At 32.0% G+C, this 26404-nt stretch carries 26 protein-coding genes; 13 read left to right on the plus strand and 13 right to left on the minus strand.

The features are described 5' to 3' along the window. Positions 1–42: 42 nt before the first annotated feature. The 3 genes from MUN68_RS12590 to MUN68_RS12600 all read right to left on the minus strand — a co-directional run bounded on the left by MUN68_RS12590 (position 43) and on the right by MUN68_RS12600 (position 4527). A complete protein-coding gene (locus tag MUN68_RS12590; RefSeq protein ID WP_249995894.1) occupies positions 43–1047 on the minus strand; it encodes a T9SS type A sorting domain-containing protein in 1005 nt (334 codons plus the stop codon). A gap of 25 nt (positions 1048–1072) precedes the next feature. Next, positions 1073–1987 (minus strand): polysaccharide lyase family 7 protein, encoded by a 915-nt coding sequence (locus MUN68_RS12595; RefSeq protein WP_249995895.1) that lies wholly within the window; start codon positions 1985–1987, stop codon positions 1073–1075. A gap of 230 nt (positions 1988–2217) precedes the next feature. Continuing rightward, complete coding sequence (locus tag MUN68_RS12600; RefSeq protein ID WP_249995896.1) at positions 2218–4527, minus strand: transglycosylase domain-containing protein; 2310 nt, start codon at positions 4525–4527, stop codon at positions 2218–2220. A 129-nt stretch (positions 4528–4656) separates the two neighbouring features. Here MUN68_RS12600 and MUN68_RS12605 point away from each other — a divergent pair, with 129 nt between their 5' ends. After that, positions 4657–5385, plus strand: coding sequence for a nitroreductase family protein (locus tag MUN68_RS12605; protein ID WP_249995897.1), 729 nt, complete (start codon positions 4657–4659; stop codon positions 5383–5385). Here the strand turns inward: MUN68_RS12605 and MUN68_RS12610 are convergent, their stop codons facing one another. From MUN68_RS12610 to MUN68_RS12630, 5 genes are all read right to left on the minus strand, one after another. Further along, complete coding sequence (locus MUN68_RS12610; RefSeq protein ID WP_249995898.1) at positions 5386–7788, minus strand: protein-disulfide reductase DsbD family protein; 2403 nt, start codon at positions 7786–7788, stop codon at positions 5386–5388. A gap of 147 nt (positions 7789–7935) precedes the next feature. Beyond that, positions 7936–8334, minus strand: coding sequence for a rhodanese-like domain-containing protein (locus MUN68_RS12615; protein ID WP_249995899.1), 399 nt, complete (start codon positions 8332–8334; stop codon positions 7936–7938). Between the two features lie 11 nt (positions 8335–8345). After that, positions 8346–8660 (minus strand): rhodanese-like domain-containing protein, encoded by a 315-nt coding sequence (locus MUN68_RS12620; protein WP_249995900.1) that lies wholly within the window; start codon positions 8658–8660, stop codon positions 8346–8348. A 122-nt stretch (positions 8661–8782) separates the two neighbouring features. Then, positions 8783–9397, minus strand: coding sequence for a thioredoxin family protein (locus tag MUN68_RS12625; protein ID WP_249995901.1), 615 nt, complete (start codon positions 9395–9397; stop codon positions 8783–8785). A 9-nt stretch (positions 9398–9406) separates the two neighbouring features. Further along, positions 9407–9925 (minus strand): TlpA family protein disulfide reductase, encoded by a 519-nt coding sequence (locus MUN68_RS12630; RefSeq protein WP_249995902.1) that lies wholly within the window; start codon positions 9923–9925, stop codon positions 9407–9409. A gap of 102 nt (positions 9926–10027) precedes the next feature. Between MUN68_RS12630 and MUN68_RS12635 the strand changes: the two genes are divergently transcribed. The 12 genes from MUN68_RS12635 to MUN68_RS12690 all read left to right on the plus strand — a co-directional run bounded on the left by MUN68_RS12635 (position 10028) and on the right by MUN68_RS12690 (position 20187). Then, the gene (locus tag MUN68_RS12635; RefSeq protein WP_249995903.1) at positions 10028–10492 is read left to right on the plus strand and encodes a MarR family winged helix-turn-helix transcriptional regulator; all 465 of its coding nucleotides are present in this window, start codon (positions 10028–10030) and stop codon (positions 10490–10492) included. Continuing rightward, a complete protein-coding gene (locus MUN68_RS12640) occupies positions 10489–11061 on the plus strand; it encodes a YceI family protein (protein ID WP_249995904.1) in 573 nt (190 codons plus the stop codon). The genes MUN68_RS12635 and MUN68_RS12640 overlap by 4 nt, the downstream gene beginning before the upstream one ends. A gap of 262 nt (positions 11062–11323) precedes the next feature. Beyond that, positions 11324–12724 (plus strand): anthranilate synthase component I family protein, encoded by a 1401-nt coding sequence (locus tag MUN68_RS12645; RefSeq protein ID WP_249995905.1) that lies wholly within the window; start codon positions 11324–11326, stop codon positions 12722–12724. Between the two features lie 180 nt (positions 12725–12904). Further along, positions 12905–13468 carry an anthranilate synthase component II gene (locus MUN68_RS12650; RefSeq protein ID WP_249995906.1) on the plus strand — a complete coding sequence of 188 codons (564 nt, stop codon included), beginning with the start codon at positions 12905–12907 and terminating at the stop codon, positions 13466–13468. Positions 13469–13627: 159 nt separating this feature from the next. Beyond that, positions 13628–14620 carry an anthranilate phosphoribosyltransferase gene (trpD, locus tag MUN68_RS12655; RefSeq protein ID WP_249995908.1) on the plus strand — a complete coding sequence of 331 codons (993 nt, stop codon included), beginning with the start codon at positions 13628–13630 and terminating at the stop codon, positions 14618–14620. A 155-nt stretch (positions 14621–14775) separates the two neighbouring features. After that, positions 14776–15561 carry an indole-3-glycerol phosphate synthase TrpC gene (gene trpC / locus MUN68_RS12660; protein ID WP_249995910.1) on the plus strand — a complete coding sequence of 262 codons (786 nt, stop codon included), beginning with the start codon at positions 14776–14778 and terminating at the stop codon, positions 15559–15561. Beyond that, positions 15558–16193 carry a phosphoribosylanthranilate isomerase gene (locus MUN68_RS12665; protein WP_249995912.1) on the plus strand — a complete coding sequence of 212 codons (636 nt, stop codon included), beginning with the start codon at positions 15558–15560 and terminating at the stop codon, positions 16191–16193. The genes trpC and MUN68_RS12665 overlap by 4 nt, the downstream gene beginning before the upstream one ends. After that, positions 16183–17364 carry a tryptophan synthase subunit beta gene (gene trpB, locus MUN68_RS12670; protein ID WP_249995913.1) on the plus strand — a complete coding sequence of 394 codons (1182 nt, stop codon included), beginning with the start codon at positions 16183–16185 and terminating at the stop codon, positions 17362–17364. The genes MUN68_RS12665 and trpB overlap by 11 nt, the downstream gene beginning before the upstream one ends. 145 nt (positions 17365–17509) lie before the next feature. Continuing rightward, positions 17510–18274: a tryptophan synthase subunit alpha gene (trpA, locus tag MUN68_RS12675; RefSeq protein WP_249995914.1), complete on the plus strand. Its 765-nt coding sequence runs from the start codon at positions 17510–17512 to the stop codon at positions 18272–18274. A gap of 49 nt (positions 18275–18323) precedes the next feature. Beyond that, the gene (locus tag MUN68_RS12680) at positions 18324–18734 is read left to right on the plus strand and encodes a DUF805 domain-containing protein (protein WP_249995915.1); all 411 of its coding nucleotides are present in this window, start codon (positions 18324–18326) and stop codon (positions 18732–18734) included. A 78-nt stretch (positions 18735–18812) separates the two neighbouring features. Next, positions 18813–19265 (plus strand): tRNA (cytidine(34)-2'-O)-methyltransferase, encoded by a 453-nt coding sequence (locus MUN68_RS12685; protein WP_249995916.1) that lies wholly within the window; start codon positions 18813–18815, stop codon positions 19263–19265. Positions 19266–19272: 7 nt separating this feature from the next. Then, complete coding sequence (locus MUN68_RS12690; RefSeq protein ID WP_249995918.1) at positions 19273–20187, plus strand: YitT family protein; 915 nt, start codon at positions 19273–19275, stop codon at positions 20185–20187. Here the strand turns inward: MUN68_RS12690 and MUN68_RS12695 are convergent, their stop codons facing one another. From MUN68_RS12695 to MUN68_RS12715, 5 genes are all read right to left on the minus strand, one after another. Continuing rightward, the gene (locus MUN68_RS12695) at positions 20188–20409 is read right to left on the minus strand and encodes a VF530 family protein (RefSeq protein ID WP_249995919.1); all 222 of its coding nucleotides are present in this window, start codon (positions 20407–20409) and stop codon (positions 20188–20190) included. A gap of 86 nt (positions 20410–20495) precedes the next feature. Next, positions 20496–20705, minus strand: coding sequence for a DUF6500 family protein (locus MUN68_RS12700; protein ID WP_249995920.1), 210 nt, complete (start codon positions 20703–20705; stop codon positions 20496–20498). Next, positions 20706–21983, minus strand: coding sequence for a DEAD/DEAH box helicase (locus tag MUN68_RS12705; protein ID WP_249995922.1), 1278 nt, complete (start codon positions 21981–21983; stop codon positions 20706–20708). 108 nt (positions 21984–22091) lie between these two features. Further along, positions 22092–23228: an N-acetyl-alpha-D-glucosaminyl L-malate synthase BshA gene (gene bshA / locus MUN68_RS12710; RefSeq protein WP_249995923.1), complete on the minus strand. Its 1137-nt coding sequence runs from the start codon at positions 23226–23228 to the stop codon at positions 22092–22094. Between the two features lie 139 nt (positions 23229–23367). Further along, on the minus strand, positions 23368–26325 hold the full coding sequence (locus MUN68_RS12715; protein WP_249995925.1) for a glycoside hydrolase family 3 N-terminal domain-containing protein: 2958 nt from the start codon (positions 26323–26325) through the stop codon (positions 23368–23370). Positions 26326–26404: the final 79 nt, after the last annotated feature.

Consider the following 26404-nt stretch of genomic DNA (forward strand, 5'->3'; position numbering starts at 1 on the left):
TTTTAGTATTACAAAAGGCTTTTTGAAGTTGCTAAAATCAAATTATTCTATAATAATTTTTTTAGTAATACTATTTCCGTTAGCATTTATTTTTAAGAAATAAACACCATTATTCAATATAGAAATATCTAAACGATTATTTGTTAATTCATTTTGAGAAAGCACATTCTTTCCTAAAATATCATAAACTGTAATAGAAGTAATCTCTACAGAATTTGATTCAACAGTAATAAAATCATTTGCAGGATTTGGATAAACTTTGAATTTAGAAGCTGCAAAGCTATTTACTGATAATGCTGGATTTGCATCATTTGCAGAACCTGGAGTTCCTATTTGATCACTAGCACTAACGTCATCATAAACATTAGTTGAAAATGCCCAATATAATGGATTGTCATTATCGGTAGCAGTTAAAAAATTCGCATCTAATTGAAACGATTTTCTTGAACCTTGATCTTGAGCTGGAAATCCAGTACTAGCAGTTATTGAGTTTCCATTGGCATAACTACATGCTTCTCCATTAGTTATCCAATTGTCATAACCGTAATCATAATGCACTTCATCTACTACTGTAGTCCCATCTGCTTTATAAATTATTAATCCATCAGGACAATTATCATCACCAGCATCAGAATAAGAACTTTCATTATTGAAGCTAGGCTTTTTATAATCATATTGATAATCAAAAACATGTCCTCCTTGTGCATCAGGAACTTTAAAGCCTGATAAACTCGCATAAGAATGCGCAGGAATACTAAAAGCACCCATAATTGTCTGGTTACCGTTAATATCTTCTAAAATCCAACCTGTCATATCTACCGCAGAAGCTGTTGTATTATAAATTTCAAACCATTCTGTATGTCCTTCGTTTGGCGTAGTATTATCATTGCTATTTTCAGGGTAAGCTATTAAAGCTGCATCAAGAGCTTCTTGAGTTGGCTTTAAGGGTCTGTTGTAAATTTCGGTGACAATGACTTCTCCACTCTGTTGTGCAAAAGACAAAGCCATTGAAAATACTAAGGCTAATAAAAGTAATTTTGTTTTCATAATAAGCGTGTTTAAAGATTAATAATTAATGTGTAATATTTAAATTGTAATATTTTATATAAGAAAATGCATCTTCATCTGTAGATCCTAAATAGTTACCAGCTTTAAAGTAATTCTCGTAAGGCCATTTATCTAAACTCACATCTTCATAAACAAAAGTGTCCTCGTCGTTAAGTTGCACTTCAATTCTTGCATTGCTAGCAGTAATTCTAAAGTGAAAAGCTTCAAAGCCTACGTAACCTAAATTCACTTTAATATCTGTCCAAGTTTCATTTGAAGTTTCTAATAAATCGTCACCATCAGTACTTTCATCAATTAGTGATTTTTTGTGACACCAAACAAAACCATCTTTCCAATAAATTTTAATTAGAGGCGGTCCATTATTAGATGAAAATCCATGAAGATTCATATCTTCTTCAGAAATAATTCCGTGAATTTGCATAACAATAACCTTATGATAGTTTTCACTAGAGCCATTATTTTCGGAAATAGAATCGACTTTCAACCTACCAACCATTTCACCACCTTCTAAAAGTGTCCAATTTTCTCGAGCATTATCAGGATTTATAAGCTCTCTTAATTCTGTTCTTGAATATGAACTATTTGTAGTTGAAACATCAGGAAATGTATAAAACACCAACGAACTATCTGAAACATCATCATACATATAAGGTTTCACAGATTCCAAGTTTTGGTATCCAAAATCAATTAACAAATCAGGTTGATATTCATCTGGACCTCCATTATTATTTTCATCTACTGGCAATGTTACTTTCCAATTTGAGAAATTAATTTCAGCATAAACAATTGGTTCTTCATCTGTGTCATCATCATTTTTATCAACAATAATTTTTCCATTAGTAATTGAATTCTCATTCTTAGAACAAGAATAAAACACGAATAGAAACGTTGAAATAATTATGAATAAAAATGCTTTCATCAAATTGGTTAACCAGTTTGGTTTACCAAATATATAAATAATTATGAAATATGCAAATTATAAGCAAAATTTTAAAGAATTCGCATAAATCATTTGGACACAAAATCAAGTTAGCAACAAAAGCTATATTAGGGATTAAATACTTTCAAATTGAATTAATATTTTTGTCTTTTTTAAAAAAGAAGAATAACGTCATAAATGACTAAAACAGATTAAAAAAAATCATTCTATTAATTATCTTTTTTCTTTTTCTTCAAAAAAGAAAAGATCCCTTTCCTTTGTTTCTTTTTGTCTTTTGCTTCAGAATCAAATTCACGTTCCTTCTTATCCTTAGTAAAGAGTCGCTTTAAAAATCCATCACGCTTTTCAGGATCGCAATCTAGAGCTGCTGCAACGTCCTCTGAAGGAATTTCAAACTTAGCTTTTGTAATCGCATTAAATTTTGAATCAGCATTCATCTGCTTTAAAAATAAAGCTACAATAGGTAATGCTGAATTTGCACCTTGACCAATAGACGTATTACTAAAACCGATGCGATGATCGTCATTACCAACCCAAGATGCCATGACTAAATTTGGACTCAAACCTACAAACCAACCGTCTTTATTGTTTTGTGTGGTTCCTGTTTTTCCAGCTAAATCATTATTTAAGCCATATGTGCTTCTGATGCGTTTTGCAGATCCTGTATTAATTGTAGATTTCATCATTTCAATCATGATTTGCCTTGTGTCTTCTGAAAAAGCTTCAGTGCCTATGTAACGATTTGATTGTTCGTAAATAATGTTCCCAGATTTATCTTCTATTTTGGTAATATAAAAGGGTTTTGAAACATGACCTTCATTAGCAAAACTAGTATATGCGCTTACCAATTCTAACATAGATAATTGTCCAGTTCCTAAAGCCACAGATGGTACTTTAGGCAAATCTGATTGTATTCCCATACGTTTGGCTTGCTCAAGAACAGCCTCTATACCAACATCTTCAAGAACTTTTACAGCTATGGTATTTACAGATTCACTTAACGCTTTTTCAAATGAATAATTAAGATATCGATCTGCTTCTTCTTTACCTCCATTAGTTGGTGTCCAGTCTTTTTGATTGGTATAGGTAATTTCTTTTATCGGATAATACGTACAAGCATCCATTCCTTTTTCTATAGCAGCTGTATACACAATAGGTTTAAATGTTGAGCCAATTTGACGCTTTGAAGCTGAAACATGATCAAACTTAAACCATTCAAAATCAATACCTCCAACATATGCTTTTACAGCTCCATTATTAGGATTCACAGCAACAAAACCCGTGTTTAAAAACTTCATCATGTGTTGCAAACTATCAATAACTGAAGCGTCTTTTAGGATCTCACCTTCCCAAGAAAACAAGTTCATTTTTGTTTTTGTACTTAAAGAATCTATGATGCCTTTATCGCTCCATTTTTGTTTTTTCAAACGCTTGTATAATGGTAAACTCCTAATTCGTTTTTCAATCAAAGCAGTGTTTGAAATCCAAGGCGCTTTCTTTCCATATGAAGTTTCTAATTGCGACTGCAAAGATGCCATATGTTGCTGCATTGCACTTTCAGCATAGCGTTGCATATCGAGATCTAAAGTGGTATGAATTTTCAATCCATCTTTATACAGATTATACGTTTCACTATTCTGTTGAGATAAACTATCGAGTATCATCTTTACATCCACTCTAACTTTCTCTCTAAAATATGCTGCAGCACCTTCAGAGTGGTTAAATTTCCTATACACTACAACTAAAGATGCCTCGCTTGTTTCTTTCCTAACATCATTTACTAAGTAGCCATATTTTTCCATTTGTTGCAAAACAACATCACGTCTTAACTGACTTCGTTCAGGAAATAATCTCGGATTATAACTATGAGGTGCTTTTAAGGTTCCTATTAATGTTGCGCATTGTGATAGATTGAGATCTTTAGTTGACGTACTAAAAAAACGTTGTGAAGCACTTTCTATTCCGAAGACATTTTCGCTAAATGGGACTGTGTTCAAATACATAGCAATGATATCTTCCTTTGAATACAAATCCTCAAAACGTATTGCAAGAATCATCTCTTTAGTTTTAATAACTGGCATAGTAAACCAGCCATGATTCTCTCTTCCGTAGATATTTTTTGCTAATTGCTGACTAATGGTACTTCCACCACCTGAAGAATTATCTTGCAATAAAATAGTTTTAAAAAACACACGTAATAAGCTTGTATAATCAATCCCATTATGTTCATAAAACCTAACATCTTCGGTAGCTAACAATGCATTCACCAGATGCTTAGGAAGGTCATTAAACTGTACACTTTGTCTGTCAAAAATGAAATATTTCCCTAACAACTCTTGATTAGCATCCAATAATACGCTAGCTTCAGCTTGTTTAATATTTGAAATATCATCTTTAGAAGGCAACTTTCCCCAAAACCCAAAATACACTGAACACCAGAATAGTAAAAATAAAATGATTCCACTTAATGACAATTTAAGCAACCATTTGAACCAGGATTTCTTGAATTTGAAACTCATTTAATATTATTAGATACTATTATATACGTAAGAAAATTCAGATTCGACGTTTTAATACAGATTTTTTTTCTGAAATATGATTCAATTAAAAGTACTTCATTTTAGCAATTAATTGCGTAATTTTCATTTATGGAAAAAACAGTATCCGAAGCTATTGCATATAGACGATCAACTAGAATTTACAAAGATGAACCTATTAATTCTGAAAAAGTAAAACAATGTTTATATAATGCAACTTTAGCGCCTACGAGTAGTAATTTACAACTTTGGGAATTTTATCACGTAACATCTAAAGATATTTTAGAGAAATTAGCTACAGCATGTTTTAACCAAAATGCGGCAAAAACGGCTCAACAATTAGTAATCGTTGTCACAAGAAAAGATTTATGGAAAAAACGAGCTCAAGCGAATATCAATTTTCTAAATAAAGCGTTTGACAAACCCAATTTAGATCCTAAATTGGCAAAAAGAAAAAAGCAAGGAACAGATTATTACAAGAAACTAATTCCTACGATCTATTTAGATTTCTTAGGCATTCTTGGGTGTATTAAGTATTGGATTTTTCAAATTATTGGCTTGTTCAGACCAATTTACAGGCAAACCAGACAAAGTGATATGCGAATTGTAGCTCATAAAAGTGCTGGATTAGCAGCACAAAATTTCATGATAAGTATGGCTGCTATTGGCTATGACACTTGTCCTATGGAAGGCAGTGACACTCTAAGAGTAAAACAAATTTTAGATTTACCTCGTGGTGCTGAAATCAATATGATTATTGGCTGTGGCATTAGAGATGCCAAAGGCATTTATGGTTCACGCTTTCGTGTGCCTTTTGAAGAGGTTTATTTTGAAAAATAATTAGTTTTCAAAATTACTAATGCCGTCAGATAACCATTCATGATATTCTTCTGCGTTTGGAGTATAACCGACTGGATCAATCAGGTTTTCTTCGTTATGACCCATTAAAACATAGAAAGGTTGTGTATTTGTTTTGTACCTTATTGTTTGTAATTCACTCCATTTCTGTCCAATATATCTTAGTTTTTTCCCAGGTTTTAATTTTGAATCTGTAACATCATCTTCAGATAGTTTTCGTTTATCATCAACATATAATGAAATCAGTACCACATCATTCTTTAGCTTGTTAAGTACTTTTTCTTTCACCCAAACATTCTGTTCCATCTTACGACAATTCACACAAGCCCAACCTGTAAAATCAATCATAATTGGCTTTCCAACTTGTTTAGCATAGGCTAAACCCTTATCATAATCATTAAAAGCAAGTATATCGTGTGGTGCCAATAAATGTGCACCATCAGGCAAATCGGTATGACTTGTTGTACTACTTCCTCCTTTTGAATTACCTACACCATAAGGCGATTCACTATAATCTAAAGGTGGAGGAAACGCACTTATTAAATTTAAAGGCGCTCCCCAAAGTCCAGGTATCATATACACTGTAAATGACAATGTCAATAACCCTAAAAGCAAACGTCCTACAGAAATATGCTTTAATGGCGAATCATGAGGCAATTGAATCTTACCAAGTAAATATAAAGACAAGGCACCAAAAATAGCAATCCAAATAGCTATAAAAACTTCACGCTCTAGGAAATGCAGTTGCAATACTAAATCGGCTTGAGACAAAAATTTGAAAGCAAGAGCTAATTCTAAAAATCCTAAAACAACTTTTACTGTATTTAGCCAACCACCAGATTTAGGCAACGAATTTAACCAACCAGGAAAAGCAGCAAATAATGCAAATGGCAAAGCAATTGCTGTTGAAAAACCTAACATACCAATTACAGGTGCAACACCTCCTTTAGACGCAGCTTCAACCAAAATAGTTCCTACTATTGGTCCTGTACAAGAAAAAGACACAATTGCTAGAGCTAAAGCCATAAAAAAGATTCCAACAAGTCCTCCTCTATCTGCCTGTCGATCTGCCTTATTAGCCCAAGAATTTGGTAAAACAATTTCAAAAGCACCTAAAAATGATATTGCAAAAACAACCAGTAACAAGAAGAATATAATATTAAACCAAACGTTAGTTGCCAATGCGTTTAAGGCATCTGCTCCAAATATAGCAGTGATTAGCGTTCCTAATAATACATAGATAATTATGATAGACAAACCATAAATAATGGCATTTCTAATCCCTTTCGCTTTTGACTGACTCTGTTTAATAAAGAAACTTACAGTCATTGGTATCATAGGAAACACGCATGGTGTCAATAAAGCTACAAAACCAGATAAAAATGCGACAAAGAAGATTGACCAAAGACCTCTAGACTCTCCTTTATCTTCAGATGAAGATGAAGTCACTCCTTGTTTTGCTTCAACACTGTTAGTCAAATCATAGTTTAAGTCTACATAACTTGGTGTTAAACATTTTTCATCATCACAAGCCATAAAGCCAACTTCTCCAGTTATTGTAGTATAATCAGTATTATCTAATTTTATATGTTGTCTAAATTCTGCAGAGGATTTAAAAAATTTAATATTCATGTTAAAGACTTTATCTTTAACTTCTTTCCCTTTTTCTTCTGAAGTTTTACCCACTAATACGATACCTTCAGGTAAATCATATAAAAATTCGGTTGGTATTGGACCATCTTCAGGAACTGATTGCGAGTATAACTTCCAGCCTTTATCAATCGTTGCTTTCGAAACTAAAATAAATTCTGAATCTGATATTTTCTCAACAGATGACGTCCATTTTACAGGTTCTAATATTTGCGATTTGTCTTCTGAAGTTCCTCCTTGAAAAAGACTAGGAGCTGAGTCACTAACTTCAACCTTTTTAGCGGTAGTCAAATCAAAATTTAAATCTATATATTCTGGAGGCAAACACTTTGAATCATCACAAACCATAAATTCAACCTCTCCTTTAACAATGGATAATTCTTGATTGAGAACTTTTATTCGTTGTCTAAATTCTGCTTTATCTTCAAAAAACTTAATTTTCATCTGAAAGATAGGATCATCAACTGTGTGACCTACATCTTCTAAGGTTTTACCATTTAATTCAAAATCTGACGATAATGTATAATTGAAAGTTGTTGGAATTGGCCCATCTTCTGGCACATTTTGAGCATACAAATGCCAGCCACTATCAACAGTTGCAGTAGATATTAAATCATATTCAGTATCTGAGATCTTCTCAACATTAGTCTTCCATTTTACAGGCTCTAACACCTGTCCTTTAGCAGTGGTAGAAAACAAAATAAGACTACAAAACGCAATTAATATATTTTTCATTAGTAGTATTTAGGTATTGAAAAGAGCTAAATTAAAAAAAACAAAGGGATTAATAGTAAGTATTAAGTCTTGATTAACAAATATCAATTTTTAGACATAAAAAAACCGAACAAAAAGTTCGGTTAAAATTAATGATGTAAGTTGAAATTATTGCAAAGTCTTTAATTCATGACCATTAAATTTCCATTCGGTAATTCCACCATTTAAATCGTATATTTTGATAAATCCTGCCTCTTTAAGTTTTTTAGAACATTTAGCACTTCGACCACCTGATTTGCAGTACAAAATAACAGGTTTTGACTTGTCTAATTTTGTAATATCTTCATCAAAAGTAGGTGAATGAAAGTCGATATTTTGTGATTTATCTATAAACCCATCTTTATATTCTTCAGGAGTGCGAACGTCAACAATTTGTACATCATCTAATTCTAAAATGGTTTGCATTTCTTCGGGAGAAATGACCTTAATTTCTGATTGTGTCCCGTTTTCACAGTTTGCAAGTGATAGCGCAAAAATAAGGCTAAGAACGATACTGATTTTTTTCATTTTTGATTGATTTATATTGAAGAGACTTCACCTTGCCACTCATTGAAGCCTCCTAATAGGTTGTATGTTTTTTTAAATCCGAGTTGATTCATAACAGCACAAGCTTGACCACTTCTACCTCCAGCTTTACAATACACAAAATACGTTTTGATTTTATCAAGTTGTTGAATTTCATCAACAAATCCTTGACCTTTAAAAATATCAATGTGTTTTGCATTAGGAATAATTCCTTCTGCTACCTCTTCAGGTGTTCTAACGTCTAAAACGACAGCATTATTATCTGCTGCTAATTTTGAAATCCACTCGTGTTGTGTTAAATCTGCCATAATAATTTTATAAAATAATACATATCAAAAACCATGCTAATTTAACGTTTCCTTATCATAAAGACGAAAAAAAACCCAAAGCGTTACACTTTGGGCTGTTAAAATTATAAGTTTTTTTATGATTACACCTTGATACTACAACCAATAGCTCTTGTTTGCTTCTCTTTAATTTCATTTCCAGAAAGTAAAGCATCAACTGCATCTTCAACATACTTATTGTTTACAGCGTTAGCATCTTGATGATTATCATCTATAGCTCCAATATATTTCACAACATTTCCTTTTTTAGTCTTTTTAAGAATATAAACATGTGGTGTTTTTGTTGCACCATATTGTGGATAAATTTTCTGACCTTTATCCATTAAGTATGGAAATGTAAAGCCTTTTGCTTTTGCACGAGCTTGCATGGCCTCCATACTATCTCCAGGTTTAACTTCTGGATTATTTGGCATAATAGCTATCACAGGATAACCTTGATCTGCGTATTTTTTATTTAATGCTTCTATACGATCTTCATAAGCAACAGAAAAAGGACAAGTATTACATGTAAACACAACAATATATCCTTTTGAAGATTTATAGTCAGATAATGATACTGTTTTTCCATCAATATTTTCAAGCGAAAAATCTGTTGCAGTATCACCAATATGATAACCATGTCCTCCTCCTAAATATGTAAATGAAGATAAAATTACAATAGTTAATAATGCAAAAAATGGTTTAAGTGTGTTTTTCATGATTTTATTTTATTTAAGGAATTGTTTGACTTCGGTTTCTAATTCATCATAATTAAATGACTTCTCGTAAAATTTACGTTCATTTTTATTAAAAATAACTGTAGCAGGAATAGCTCCAGTCCAACTTTCATCTACTTTAGGAATCCATGAGTTTGAATCTACATCATTTAGTGCAATAACTTTAGATTGTAAATTCTTGCTTTTTATGTAAGGCTTTAGCTTTGTCTCATATTTACTAGGAAAATCGAGGCTTACCAATATAACTTCAACATCTTCGACATACTCCTTATTCAATTTTTCAAAATAAGGCAATTCTTTAACGCAAGGCGCACACCATGTAGCCCAGAAATTAATGATGTACGTTTTATCATCAGTAGTACTCAAATACTTTTGAATCCCTTCAAAATCATATACCTCAAGAGACAATTCCACCTCTGGTGACTCAATTACATCTGCAACTTCCTTTTTTTCTGTAACCTCTTTACAAGAAAAAAACACTAGCAAAACTATTACCAAAGTGTACTTCATAAGATAAAGTTATTAAACCTATTTCTTCATTCTTAAACTTTAACAAAATATTAGACAAACTACTTAATATTAATATTACATTTGTATATACAATAATTGTATATGAAAGAATTAAAACACAGATTACAAACAACCACAGATTTATCTATTGAAAAACAAATTGTTATCAATATGTTTTTGACTCATAATAAGTTGAAAAATGATTTATTAAATGAATTAAAACCTTACGATTTATCTTTAGAGCAATTTAATGTGTTGAGAATATTGCGAGGACAAAAAGGGAACCCAATCAACCTTCAAGATATTCAAGAACGTATGATAAACAAAATGAGCAATACAACACGACTGGTTGACAAACTCATATTAAAAGGGTTTGTGAAACGAAATCAGTGTAAATCAAATAGAAGAAAAATTGAAATCTATATCACTTCTGAAGGTTTAAAAATTTTAAACAAACTTGATAGTACAATAGACAAAACAGAACAAACCATTACCTCAAATTTATCACAAACCGAATTAAAAAAATTAAACGAATTATTATTAAAACTCAAACAAAACAAACAATGAAAAACAACATTTTAAAAACAGGATTTATCGTGATATTAGCAATGACTATTGCTTCTTTCACAACAGCATCAGAAAAAAGCGTAAACGTAAAAGATAGTAGTATTACTTGGAAAGGTCACAAAGTAACTGGATCACATGAAGGAACAATAAATCTATTAGAAGGTTCATTAATATTTGATGGTGAAAATCTTACTGCTGGTCAATTCACAATCGATATGACATCAATTATTGTTACTGATTTAGAAGCTGGAAGCGGAAAAGAAAAACTAGAAGGTCATTTAAAATCTGATGATTTCTTTGGTGTAAATAACCATAAGAAAGCGATGTTCAAAATTAATTCAGTTAATGGAAAAAATGGAACATATAGAGTATATGGTGACTTAACGATTAAAGGAATTACAAAACCAGCAACGTTTCAAATGATGATAAAAGGCAATACTGCAACTGCTAGCTTTAAAATTGATAGAACTAAATATAATATCAAATATGGGTCTTCTAGTTTCTTTGATAATTTAAAAGACAAAGCAATTTATGACGATTTTGATCTAAATGTAACTTTAAAGTTTTAAATTAAACGTTGGTTAATAGCACATTTAGAAACCTAGATTCCCATTAATTTGGGAATCTTTTTTTATTTTAATTGAATAAATTTGAATTGTAACAATTCATTTCTATATTTGAACTTTATAATAACAATGAACACAAATTTAAATATTACTTGGTGGTGGATTTCTCGAAACTCAAACTTCGTGAGCTAAACCTATAGTATATTTAAAATAATATATCAAAAAGGCTTGTCATTCACGACAAGCCTTTTTTTAATGAATAAAAATGAAAACATTTAGTTTATACACGCATTACAAAAAAATATTAGCAGACACCATCACACCTGTTAGTATTTATCTAAAAATAAGAGATAAATATCCTAATAGCATCTTATTAGAGAGTAGTGACTATCATGCCAACGATAATAGTTTTTCTTATATCTGCTTTAACCCAATTGCTTCTATAAAGGTTAATGATGACACTATTGAACAACAATATCCTGACGGTAGTTCAAAAAAAAACTACACAAAAACAGTATCTGTAACTGAAGAAATTCACAAGTTCACCAAACGATTCAAGATAAATTCTGAAGACGATTTCAAATTTATAAATAACGGTATTTTTGGATATACTTCTTATGATGCTGTAAAATACTTCGAAGATATTGAAATTAGCAATAAACCAAACTCTCTAGTAATCCCAGACATTTACTATGCTGTATATCAAAACATAATAGCTATCAATCATTTTAAAAATGAAGCTTACATATTTGCGCACTGTTTCGAAACTGAAAACAATATTGATGAAATTTTACAATTAATTAGTTCAAAAAACTTTGCGTCTTATACGTTTAAAACCGATTCTGATATCTCATCAAACCTTACAGACAAAGAATATAAAAATCATGTCGAATTAGCAAAAAAACATTGCGCTCGTGGTGATGTATTTCAATTGGTCCTTTCAAAAAAGTTTTCTCAAGGTTTTAAAGGAGATGAATTTAATGTGTATCGCGCGTTACGAAGTATTAATCCGTCGCCTTATTTGTTTTATTTCGACTATGGCGATTTTAAAATCTTTGGAAGTTCTCCCGAAGCACAACTTGTAGTTAATAATGAACAAGCAGAAATTCATCCTATTGCTGGCACGTTTAAAAGAACAGGAAATGATGAAGAAGATCAAATCTTAGCTAAAAAACTAGCGCAAGACGATAAAGAAAATGCAGAACATGTGATGCTTGTTGATTTAGCAAGAAACGATTTAAGTCGACATGGAAGTGAAGTGAAAGTTGAAACTTATAGAGAAGCTCAATTTTTCTCTCATGTGATTCATCTCGTTAGTAAAGTCACTGGGAAAGTTCATAAAAACACACCTACGATGCAAGTAGTTGCAGACACATTTCCTGCAGGAACACTAAGTGGTGCACCAAAACATAAAGCCATGCAATTAATCGAAAAATATGAAAAAACAAGTAGAGCTTTTTATGGTGGAGCTATTGGTTTTATGGATTTCGATGGCAATTATAACCATGCTATAATGATACGAACTTTTATGAGTAAAGATCATAAACTGCATTGGCAAGCTGGAGCTGGTTTGGTTTCAAAATCCAATCCAGAAAATGAATTACAAGAAGTCTATAATAAATTAGGTGCATTAACAAAAGCGATTGAAATAGCTGAAGACATTTAAAGGAATGGCGTTACCACAAGGGTCAGGCTTTCGGCAGTCGCTCTCTTTGAGGAGCTCCAACAAATGCCTCAATCCTTAACGCAAATCGCGATACAATTGTCATTCCGTACTTGATACGGAATCCAATATAAATTAAAATAACTAAAAAAAAATTCTTGCCATAGCAGGAATGACAGAAATATGAAAGTATTAGTAATAGACAACTACGATAGTTTTACTTACAATCTAGTCCATTATTTAGAGGATTTAAATTGTCAAGTCACTGTAAAACGAAATGACAAACTAACGCTTGAGGAAGTTGATGCGTTTCAAAAAATCGTACTCTCTCCTGGACCTGGTATTCCAGATGAAGCTGGTCTTTTAAAAGCCATCATTAAAGCCTATGCTCCTACTAAAAGCATCTTAGGTGTTTGTTTAGGTCAACAAGCTATTGGTGAAGTTTTTGGAGGCTCACTTATAAACCTAGATGAAGTCTATCATGGTGTTGCAACTCCAGTTCAAATAACTGTTGATGATGAAACATTATTCCAGAATATGGATAAATCAATCGAAGTTGGTCGTTATCATTCATGGGTTGTAGATGCAAATTTACCTGAAGTACTAGAAGCTACTTCTGTTGATAATAACGGACAAATAATGTCAATAAGACATAAATTTTACGATGTAAAAGGTGTGCAATACCATCCAGAATCGGTTTTGACACCAAATGGAAAACAAATTTTAGAAAACTGGATTAAGAGTTAAAACGTCACTTCGAGTGGTTTTGAGATTATTAAATTAAAATATATTTTGATTGAAAATACCTAAACGAAATTTAAAAAAATTGTATCGAGAAGTCATGAATAGTTCTCGATACAATTTCGATAAAAATAGAAATCACTCGAACTGACGAAATACACAAATATGAAACAAATACTTAACAGATTAATAAATCATGAAACCATCTCAAGCGAAGAGGCCAAACGAGTATTGGTTGATATATCTGATGGAAAATTCAACCAAAGTCAGATTGCATCTTTCTTAACTATTTTCATGATGAGAAGTATAACATTAGAAGAATTACAAGGCTTTCGTGATGCTTTATTAGAACTTTGTATTCCTATAGATTTATCAGATTTTAATGCTATTGATTTATGCGGAACAGGTGGTGACGGAAAAGACACTTTCAATATTTCAACATTAGCATCTTTTATTACTGCAGGCGCTGGAGTTAAAGTAGCAAAACATGGAAATTACGGTGTGTCATCTGCTTCAGGATCGTCAAATGTTATGGAAGCTTTAGGAATTCATTTTTCAAACAAATCAGATTTCTTAAAATATTCAATCGATAAAGCCGGAATTTGTGTTTTACATGCACCATTATTTCATCCAGCTATGAAAAACGTAGCTCCTATTAGAAAAGAATTAGGAGTTAAAACTTTTTTCAACATGCTTGGCCCAATGGTTAACCCTTCATTCCCAAAAAACCAAATGGTTGGTGTATTCAATCTAGAATTACAACGTATATATGGGTATTTATATCAAAATACAGATAAAAATTATAGCATTGTTCATGCGCTTGATGGTTATGATGAAATTTCATTAACTGGAAATACTAAAATTATTTCTAATAGGTCTGAAACGATGTTAAGTCCATCTGATCTAAACCTAAATCAAATACAACAATCAGAAATTTTTGGAGGAGCAACTGTAAAAGCTGCGGCCAAAATTTTTAAAAACATTATCAATTGTAAAGGTACAGATGCTCAAAACAATGTCGTTTGTGCCAATGCTGGATTAGCAATAGCGACTGTAAAAGGGATTTCTCATCAGGAAGGATTTCATTTAGCACAAGATAGCCTAGGAAGCGGAAGAGCTAAAGCAAGTTTAGAGCGATTAATAGAGTTGAGTAAATAATATTAACGTCACTTAGAGTGATTTTTGATATTAAAATACATTTTGATTGAAAACACTTAAACGAAATTTAAAAAATCATATCGATAAGTAATGATAGTTCTCGATACAATTTCGATAAAAAATCGAAATCACTCAAACTGACGAATAACATAAAAATGAATATTTTAGATAAAATAACTACAGACAAACGTATCGAGGTTAATCTTCGAAAGCAACTCATTCCAATTAAACAATTGGAACAATCTGTTTTGTTTGAACGTGACACTATTTCATTAGCTAAAAAGTTGCGACATAGTCATACAGGAATTATAGCTGAGCACAAACGGCGTTCGCCTTCAAAACAAGTCATAAATCACAATTTAAATGTATTTGATGTTGCGAGAGGTTATGAAAACGCAGAAGTTTGCGGCATGTCTGTTCTAACAGATGGAAAATATTTTGGAGGCAGTTTAGACGACCTTCTAACTGCTCGTTCTAGTTGTAGTTTACCTTTACTTCGTAAAGAATTTATTATTGATGACTATCAAATTCTAGAAGCCAAAGCTTATGGAGCTGATGTCATATTATTAATTGCGGCAATTTTAACAAAAGCTGAAATCAAACAATTTTCAGAATTAGCAAAACAATTACAATTGGAGGTTTTACTTGAAATTCATAACGAAAAAGAACTTCATAAATCAATCATGCCTAGTATTGATATGCTAGGTGTTAACAATAGAAATCTCAAAACTTTTGAAGTTAGTTTAGACACAAGTAAGCAATTAAGTGAATTGATTCCAAGCGATTTCGTAAAAGTTTCAGAAAGTGGTATTTCTAGTATTGAAGCTATTAAAATACTACAACCTTATGGTTATAAAGGATTCTTAATTGGAGAGAATTTCATGAAAACTGATAATCCTGGAGAAAGCGCAATTCAATTTATTAAAGACTTACAATCATGAAACTGAAAATTTGCGGAATGAAAAATGAAAACAACATTTTAAATGTTGCAAAATTAAATCCAGATTATATGGGTTTCATTTTTTACAAAAATTCGCCACGTTATTTTAAAAGTGTTATTCCAGAATTACCTAAGAATATTAAAAAAATTGGAGTATTCGTCGATGCAACTTTTGATTACATCACAGGTATTGTCAACAAACACAATTTACAAGGTGTACAATTACATGGTAATGAATCTCCAGAACTATGTAAACAACTACAAGATTCAAATTGTACAGTAATAAAAGTATTTTCTATAAAAAACACCTTCAACTTTAATAGTTTAGAACCTTACGAAGATGTTTGTGATTACTATTTATTCGATACAAAAGGGAAACAACCAGGAGGAAATGGTTTCACTTTTGATTGGAGTGTTTTAAAAAAATACTCTTCAATAAAACCATTTTTTTTAAGTGGTGGCATTGGACCACATGAATTAGATAATTTATTATCATTTCTAAAAAGGCCTGAAGCGATTTTTTGCCACGCATTAGATTTAAATAGTAAATTCGAAACCAACTTAGGCTTAAAAAACACAGACAAATTAAAAGCATTTAAAGATCAACTTATAGCAAACAACTATGACGTATAACATTGACGACAAAGGCTACTATGGTGAATTTGGAGGCGCATATATTCCAGAAATGCTCTATCCTAACGTGGAAGAGTTACGACAAAACTATCTTAAGGTAATGGCTGAGCCTTCTTTCAAAAAGGAGTTTGACCAATTACTAAAAGATTATGTTGGTCGTCCTTCTCCACTCTATTTTGCCAAACGATTAAGCAATAAATACAAGACAAAAATCTATCTTAAACGGGAAGATTTAAATCATACTGGTGCACATAAAATCAATAATACAATCGGTCAAATTCTAATGGCGCAACGCTTAGGAAAAACTAGAATTATTGCCGAAACTGGAGCAGGACAACATGGTGTCGCTACAGCAACAGTTTGCGCATTGATGGGATTAAAATGCATTGTGTATATGGGAGAAATTGATATTGCTCGTCAAGCTCCTAATGTGGCACGCATGAAAATGTTAGGTGCTGAAGTTAGACCAGCGCTTTCAGGTAGTCGCACTTTAAAAGATGCTACAAATGAAGCCATTCGTGACTGGATTAATAATCCTGTCAACACACATTATATTATTGGTAGTGTTGTTGGTCCTCATCCTTATCCAGATATGGTAGCGCGTTTTCAAGCCATCGTTTCCGAAGAAATCCAATGGCAACTCAACGAGAAAGAAGGCACAACTAAACCAGATTATGTGGTTGCTTGTGTTGGTGGTGGAAGCAATGCGGCTGGTGCTTTTTATCATTATTTAGACGATACTGACGTAAAACTCATTGCTGTTGAAGCTGCTGGAAAAGGCATTCATTCTGGTGAAAGTGCTGCAACTTCGGTTTTAGGTCGTGAAGGGATTATTCATGGAAGCAAAACATTGTTGATGCAAACTAACGACGGACAAATTACCGAGCCTTATTCTATTTCTGCTGGTTTAGATTATCCTGGTGTCGGACCAATGCATGCGCATTTGTATACATCTGGTCGTGCTGAATTCTTGTCTATTACAGATGATGAAGCCATGAAATCAGGATTGGAGTTAAGTCAGTTAGAAGGTATAATTCCAGCTATTGAAAGCTCACATGCTTTAGCTATTTTGGAGCAGAAAAAATTCAATGCAGATGATATTGTAGTCATCAACCTATCTGGACGAGGTGATAAAGATTTACAGAATTATATCGATTATTTTAAATTGTAAAATTATGGCGTTACCACAAGGGTCAGGCTTTCTAGGCTCGCTATCAAAGATGAGCTCAAACAAACCTTTCAATCCTTAACGCAAAACTGAACTAAATTTCGTCATGCAAAACTTGTTTCAGCATCTCACTAGAAATAAAAAAATAATGAACAGAATAAACCAAAAACTAAAAAAAGACAAAAAACTTCTATCCATATATTTTTCAGCAGGATATCCTAATTTAAACGATTCAGTTTCCATCATTCAAAACCTTGAAAAAAGTGGTGTAGATATGATAGAAATCGGACTTCCATTTAGTGATCCTTTAGCAGATGGACCAACCATACAAGCAAGTTCAACACAAGCGCTTAAAAATGGAATGACGACTGAAATTCTATTTAATCAATTAAAAGACATCAGAAACACGGTTTCTATTCCATTGATTATTATGGGTTATTTTAATCCGATGCTTCAATATGGTGTTGAAGCATTTTGTAAAAAATGTCAGGACATTGGTATTGACGGACTCATAATTCCAGATTTACCTGTAGATGTTTACAATGAACAATACAAAGCTACTTTTGAAAAATATGGTTTAATAAACGTATTTTTAATAACGCCTCAAACCTCAAATGAACGTATTAATTTTATTGATTCTATTTCAGAAGGGTTTATATATATGGTTAGTAGTGCAAGTGTAACAGGAAGCAGTTCTGGTTTTGGAAACGAACAAACAGCCTACTTTAAACGAATTGCTGATATGAATCTTAAAAATCCACAAATTGTTGGTTTTGGTATTTCAAATAATGAAACATTCACACAAGCGACTCAATTTGCAAAAGGAGCTATTATTGGTAGTGCATTTATTAAGCATCTGTTAAATAACCCAATACATAAAATTAAAGATTTCGTTAATTCAATTAAATATTAAAATCTATCTTAGTAACTTATTAATAACACTAACCAACAAATCAAAATTTATGGAATGGTATTTAAAAGTCGTAAGAGATAATTACGCAAATTTCACAGGAAGAGCAAGACGTCAAGAATATTGGATGTTTGTATTGTTTAACTTCATTTTTATTATAGCAGTAGCTATGATATCAGGATTTTTATCAAGCTTTTTAGAAGCTCCAATTTTTATGGGCTTATATATTATTTATATTTTAGGTGTAATTATTCCTAGTTTGGCTGTTGCTGTAAGACGACTACATGATACAGGAAAAAGTGGTTGGTATTACTTAGTATCTCTTATTCCTTTTATAGGTGGTATTTGGCTTTTAATATTACTTGCTACTGAAGGTGACGTCGGCCCAAATGCTTACGGTCCTGACCCAAAAAAACCTAATACAGAAGAAATTAACGAAATTGGGAGAAAAGAAATTGAATAAATTTCAAAAATAAATAACACAAACCTATTCAGTTATGAGTAGGTTTTTTTTATATTAAAATTAATAAAATAGTAAAAAATGCCTCTTAACATCGTTTTATTTGAACCAGAAATCCCAAACAACACTGGTAATATTGGTCGATTGGCTTTAGCTTCAGGCTCAAAATTACACCTTGTAAAACCCTTTGGATTTGAAATTAGCGATAGTAGACTTAAACGAGCTGGATTAGATTATTGGCAACATTTAGATGTCACAATTTATGAATCTATTGAAGAATTTTTCAAAATACAGCTGAATAAAAAATTTGCATTCTTTTCAAGTCATGCTAATAAGTTACATTGGGAAATTCCTTTTGAAGATAATTTGTTTCTTATATTCGGAAAAGAATCTGTTGGTTTACCAAAAGATTTAATTCAAAAACAAAAAGAACATTTATATAAAATACCAATGTACAGCGATTATATTAGAAGTTTAAATCTTGCTAATGCTGTAAGTATTGTTATATATGAAGGTTTAAAACAAATACAATAATTAATTTATGCTTTCAAGACGAACTAAAATATACAAATCACTTTCAGAATATGCTCAAATATTTTTAGGCATCGTATTAGCAAGTATTGGTTTAAAGGCTTTTTTATTACCCAACGGATTTCTAGATGGAGGAGTGACTGGAGTTGCGTTGTTAATTAAAACATTTGTAGATATTAACTTATCATACCTCTTAATTGTTTTTAGTATTCCGTTTTTAATTCTAGGTTATTATACGGTTTCAAAACGAATTATTTTAAAATCTATAGTTAGCATTTTAGGTTTAGCATTGTTTATTCATTTTGAAAATTTTGAAACTATAACAGACGACAAACTCCTCATTTCAATCTTTGGAGGTTTGTTTTTAGGATCAGGAATTGGAATCGCTATTAGAAATGGTTCTGTACTTGACGGTTCTGAAATTTTAGGCGTCTTTTTTAATGACCGCTTCGGAATTAGTATTGGTAAAGTAATTTTGATATTTAATGTGGTATTATTTTCGATTACTGCCTTTCTAATATCTGTTGAGATTGCGCTTTATTCAATTCTAACATACATCGTAACTGCCAAAGTCACAGATTTAATTATTGAAGGTTTTGAAGATTTTATTGGTGTTACCATCGTGTCAAATGAATATAAAATCATTAAACCTGCTATCCTAAAAGAGTTAGGAGCTGGCATGACTATTTATAAAGGAAAAAAAGGGTTTGGTAGCAGAGGTAAATTTGAAGACTTTGATATTATTCATACCATTATTAATCGTATTGATATAAAAAAACTGTATCGTATTGTTGCCGAAATCGATGAAAATGCCTTTATCGTTGAATTTGATGTAAACAATGTGAAGGGTGGAGTTTTACGTCGCTATTTAGATAGAAAAAAAGGAAAAAAATTAGCAAATTTTCTTGCTGAACAAAATGAGTAGTTATGTATTGTTTTTCAAAAAATTCAAGTACATCTCCTCAACTTTAGTTCTCGCCCAAGGTGTTCGTCTTAAAAACTTTAAACTTGATTTCACAGAAGGATCCTGATTAAAACAACGAATATTAATTTGGTGACCCATATATTCCCAACCATAATGAGCTTGTAAGTCAGTCACAATTTGCTCTAACTTTATGCCATGTAAAGGGTTGTTCGGCTGTGTCATATTGCTGTCTGGTCGAGCGTAGTCAAGACCTAATTAAATTTATTCTGATTAAAAAGACCTCTCGACTGCGCTCGAGGTGACATATATTATTCAACTAGTTTTTTAATCTTAACTGCTTTTTCAAAATGGTCTAATTTGTGCGTTTTAATCCACCAGGTCGCAGCTTCCATTAACAATTCGGGATTATCGTTTTTATTTTTGAAAAAAGCATAAAACGACACACCAACAGTGTGACCTTTTTGAGCAATTTTTTTATCGCAAACTTCTAAAATCTTATGCTTTAAACCAGTCGTCATTTAGTTTCGTCTATCGTTACGTCGTCTAGAGTTATTACTCTTGTTTCTATTATTTCTATTTCCGCTAGAATTTTTAGACCCAGAATTTCGAGAATTACGTTGTTGTCTATTTTGTCCAGGTTTAATTGGCACTGTTGATGCATTAGGATCAGGTTCAAAACCTTCTACAATTTCTACATCGATTTTCTGTCCGATTAACTTTTCAATATCACGTAAATATGTCGTTTCATCTGCACTTACTAAAGAAAGTGCTTGACCATTGGCTCCTGCTCTTCCTGTTCTTCCAATACGATGAACATAATCTTCAGAAATATTAGGCAATTCAAAATTCACAACATGAGGTAAAAGAGGAATATCTAAACCACGAGCGGCAATATCTGTAGCAACTAGCACTTTTACACTACCATTTTTAAATCCAGCTAACGCTTTAGTTCTTGCACCTTGACTTTTATTTCCATGAATTGCTGCAGCAGTAATACCAGAGCTTATCATTTTTTTACACAGCTTATTGGCACCATGTTTTGTTCTTGTAAACACTAAAACTTGTTTCCAATTTCCATCAGAAATAAGTTTAATAATTAAACCCGTTTTCTTTCCTTTAGCGACACGATAAACTTTTTGAGAAATCGCTTCTACTGTAGTATTTTCTGGAGTCGCTTCTACTTGAATTGGATTATTTAAGATACCATTAGCAAGCTTTCGTATATCTTTAGAAAATGTAGCCGAAAACATCAAATTCTGACGTTTCTCAGGCATTAATTTCATGACACGTTCTATATCTCTTAAAAACCCCATATCTAGCATTCGATCTGCTTCATCAAGCACAAAGACTTCCACACGTTTAATAGATAGTAAATTTTGATTATGCAAATCTAATAAACGGCCAGGAGTTGCAATTAAAACATCTACACCTTGACGTAATCTAGCAACTTGAGGCTTTTGATTCACGCCTCCAAAAATTACCATACTACTGATATTTAAAAACTCACTATAGTCTTTAACACTTTGGTGAACTTGTGCAGCAAGCTCTCGTGTTGGTGTTAAAATTAAAGCACGAATTGGTCTGAATTTTGCTTTTGGGTTTTCAGATAAATAATGCAGAAGTGGCAGTGTAAAACCTGCCGTTTTACCTGTACCTGTTTGCGCAGATGCTAAAACATCACGTCCTTCTAACACAGGAGGAATTGCTTTTTCTTGAATTGGACTTGGAGTAGTATATCCTTTTTTGCTAATTGCTTTTAACAAGGCATCAGATAAGCCTAAAGATTGAAATGACATAAATAATAGTTGTGAGATAAACACTGTTATTTAGGTTACCTCTTTTTGTTAAGCACAAATGTAATGTTAATTTATTCGATATCTAGAATTTAGTTGATTAATACACATTTACAACACCATACATTTACGCAACGTATCTTCGTAGATTTTTTCATATTTCGGAACAATAGCATGAATCCCAAACTTCTTGGATGCTTCTTTGGCATTCATTTTAAATTGTGCCAAACGATTGTTATCACTTAAAATATGAATGGCATTTTTCGACATGTCTTCGATGTCATTTACTGAACTTAGATATCCTGAAAAACCATGTGTATTCACTTCAGGAATTCCGCCTGTATTGCTAGAAATTACAGGCACACCAGAAGCCATTGCTTCTAAAGCCGCTAACCCAAAACTTTCTGTAATTGATGGTAATAAAAACAGGTCACTGAAGCAAAGTATTTTATCTATTTCATTACTATTTCCGAAGAAAATCACTTTATCAGTTATTCCTAATTTAACACATAATTGTTCAGCTGGTTCTCGTTCTGGACCTTCGCCAACCATCATCAATTTTGCAGGCATTTTCTTTTGAATATTATTAAACACCTTAATCACATCTGGAATTTGTTTTACTTCTCTAAAATTACTGATATGTGTAATGATTTTTTCTTCATCAGATGCCATCATGCCTCGTTGGCAATCGGTAAAATGATTTTCATGCTTGCTTAAATCTATAAAGTTAGGAACCACATCAATATCATTTTTAATATCGAATAAACGCAAGGTATCCTCTTTCAAACTTTGAGACACAGAGGTTACAGCATCAGATTTATTAATACTAAACGTTACTGCTGTTTTATAAAATGGATGACTTCCAACTAAAGTAATATCTGTTCCATGAAGCGTGGTAACAATTGGAATATAAATCCCTTCCTCTTGCAACATCTTTTTAGCCATATAAGCTGCATATGCATGAGGAATAGCGTAATGTACATGTAAGATTTCAATATCATGTAACTTTACCATATCTACAAGTTTACTAGACAAAGCTAACTCATATGGTTGGTATAAAAACAATGGATACTCAGGAACATTTACTTCATGATAATGCACATTATTACTCAATAATTCTAATCGTACAGGCTGACTATAAGTAATGAAATGAATTTCATGTCCGCGTTTTGATAATTCTAATCCTAATTCTGTAGCTACAACTCCACTACCTCCAAATGTTGGATAACATACAATTCCTATTCTCATTGAAAATGGTTTTAGTTAGTAGTCGCAATTCATACTAGAAACCGACAACTGAACTGTTTAATTAGACTGATTGTAAAGATAAAGATTAATAGCGCTTAATTAGAAGACCTTTAACATTTTGAAAGGTTTTTTGTCTCTATTAATCTATAATTGCTTCGTAAATAGCTTCTTGAATATTCGTTCTGATATTCTCTCTAAGCAATAGGTTTTTTCCTGCTTTTGGGTAGGTTCTATTTGCTAAGAAAATATATACAATTTCTTCTTCAGGATCTGCCCAAGCATAAGTTCCAGTAAATCCGGAATGCCCAAAACTTGTCATAGACAAACAACCACATGTTGGTCCATCATCACCTAATTGTGGTTTATCAAAACCAATACCACGTCTATTATTGTCATCACAATAGTAACAGGTATTAAACTTATCTAAGGTTTCAATATTAAAGTATCGTTTTCCACCATAATAGCCTTTTTGCAAATACATCTGCATAATTTTAGCCACATCATTGGCATTACTAAAAACACCAGCATGACCTCCTACTCCATTTTGCATAGCTGCTCCCATATCATGTACATAGCCATGTACTTTTTGATACCGATAATAATCATCAATTTCTGTTGGTATAATGTTTTTATCACTAAACTTTATTGACGGATTATAAGTGGTATGATTTGCGCCTAAAGACTGGTAAAAATGATCTTGAACCAATTCATCTAAAGGTTTCTTGTAATATTTTTCAATATATTTTTTTAAAATATAATATGGCATATCACTATAGCGATAGCGTAATCTAGACAACAAGTCACTGTCTTTAATAATTTTTTGAATAGAATCTGGATAGTCTTTCCTTAGGTATAAATTTTCAGCAACTTTAATATTAAATTTCGGACTTGCTTTTTTTCTATAGTATTTTGGATCTGGTTTTTTTGTAACCGAATCTAAAGTATGCACATAAAATGGAATCCAAGGTTTTAACCTCGCATAATGTGATAACATTTGCTTAATAGTCACATTCTTTTTATTTGAAGTTGTATATTCTGGCAGCATTTTAGACAACTTAGTATCTAAAGTCACTGCTCCTTTTTCTTCAAGTTCCATAACTAATGGTAATGTTGCCAATATCTTTGTAAGAGAAGCGACATCATATATATCTTCAAACTTTACAGCTTGCTTTTTACTGTAGGTGTGATGTCCAAAATTCTTATTATAAATGACTTTACCTTTTCTGGCAATTAACAATTGAATTCCGGGAGTCATTTTATTATTAACTGCATAATTGGCAATAGAATCGACACGCTTTAAAAGTTCTGAGCTCATGCCAACACGTTCTGGCAAACCATAGCTTAAAGAATTAAGAGCATTATATGAAATCCCATCGTGAACCTTGAAATATTCTCCTGTAGATACTGGTAATGTTCCTTTAACTGGAATAGCTCCAAAAATAACTTGAGCTGATTTTTGTTGAGCAATATTACTGTTCTGATAACTCATCACAATACCATCAATATTTTCAACAGTTTTTAAATCTATTAATGCATAAGGTCTTGTAAAAACATCTAAGACCACAGTATTAGTTCGAGCAATTTCGTATAACCAAACTAGTTCTCTATCTGTAAATTCAAACTTTTCCCAAGCATGCTTATTAGCACGATGAAAACCAATGATTACTGTATTGTAATTTTGAAGTTTGGTAATCATTTCATCAAGCTTTTCCGCTTTAACATGATGCACTTTGGTATACTTTTGTAATTCATTATAAAATGTAGAACCATCATCATCACCAAGCTGAACATAGGCTATTTTTTTTGTCTGAAGGTTTCGCAATGGCAATAGTTCTGATTTATTTCTAACGACAGTAATAGCGTTTTCAAGAAGTTCTTCATAAAGCACATCATCCTTGAGACGATTTAAATCTTCAATTAAAGTTGATGTTCCTATAGGACTATAATCATGTAACCCAACTTTATACTTGGCCATCAATATTTTTTTTACAGAATGAGACAAACGTTCTTCTGTAATTGTCTTATCTGTGTAGGCATCAACAAACCTTTGAATAGCTGCCTGAGGGTTTTCAGACATTAGCATAACATCATTACCTGCCATAAACGCCATTAAATCAATTTCGCCACCTTTAGGCATGTTAGACATACTATTTCCATCAATACCTTTTTCAATATAATCAGCGACTCCTTTCATATCTAAAGCATCGGTAAAAATCAATCCTTTAAAACCTAGAGTATCTTTTAATATATCTGTCACAATATGTTTAGACAATGATGACGGAAATCCGCTTCTGGGCTCTAAACTAGGAACGTTTAAATGAGCAACCATGACACTAGACAATCCTTTATCGATTAATTTTCGATAAGGGTATAACTCTACAGAATCAATTCTTTTTTCGTCAAAATTGATTGTTGGTAAGGTTTTATGGGAATCACTTTCAGTATCTCCATGACCTGGAAAATGCTTTGCATTTGCTAATACTCCAGCATTTTGCATGCCTTTCATAAAGGCCAGAGCTTTTTCAGTTACATTTTCACGATCTTCTCCAAATGATCTATTACCAATAATAGGATTTTTGGGATTTGTATTAATATCAACAACAGGTGCAAAATTGAAATGAACACCAATACGTTTGCAGTGTTCACCAATATGATATCCAGCACGTTCAATTAAAGCATTATCACGAATCGCTCCAAGCGTCATATTCCATGGAAAAGTATATGTAGAATCCAAACGCATACTCAAACCCCATTCTGCATCCATTCCAATTAACAAAGGTGTTTTTGAAATGGCTTGATACAAATTATTAAGTTTAGCCTGTCTAACTGGACCTCCTTTAGAATATATTAAGCCACCTATATGATTATCTCTAATAAGCTTAACTATTTTTTTTTCAGTTGCTTTATCCTGATTAGAAAATACTTGAACCATAAATAGCTGTCCAATTTTTTCTTCTAAAGACATATCATTATAAAGGCTATCTACCCATTTTTGTTGCGCTTGAATATCTTTAGCATACAAAGGATGGTTGTCATCTTGAGATGCAACAGTATTTGAAAAAACTATAATGGTGATAAGGGACAGTATATATCGCATAAATCAAATCTACAGGTTAAGTCTATTAAACATAACTAAAAACTATGCCAAAATAGTATTTTTAGAACGTATTATAAAG

This window comes from Psychroserpens ponticola (assembly GCF_023556315.2).
In the GTDB taxonomy this organism is placed as follows: Bacteria; Bacteroidota; Bacteroidia; order Flavobacteriales; family Flavobacteriaceae; genus Psychroserpens; species Psychroserpens ponticola.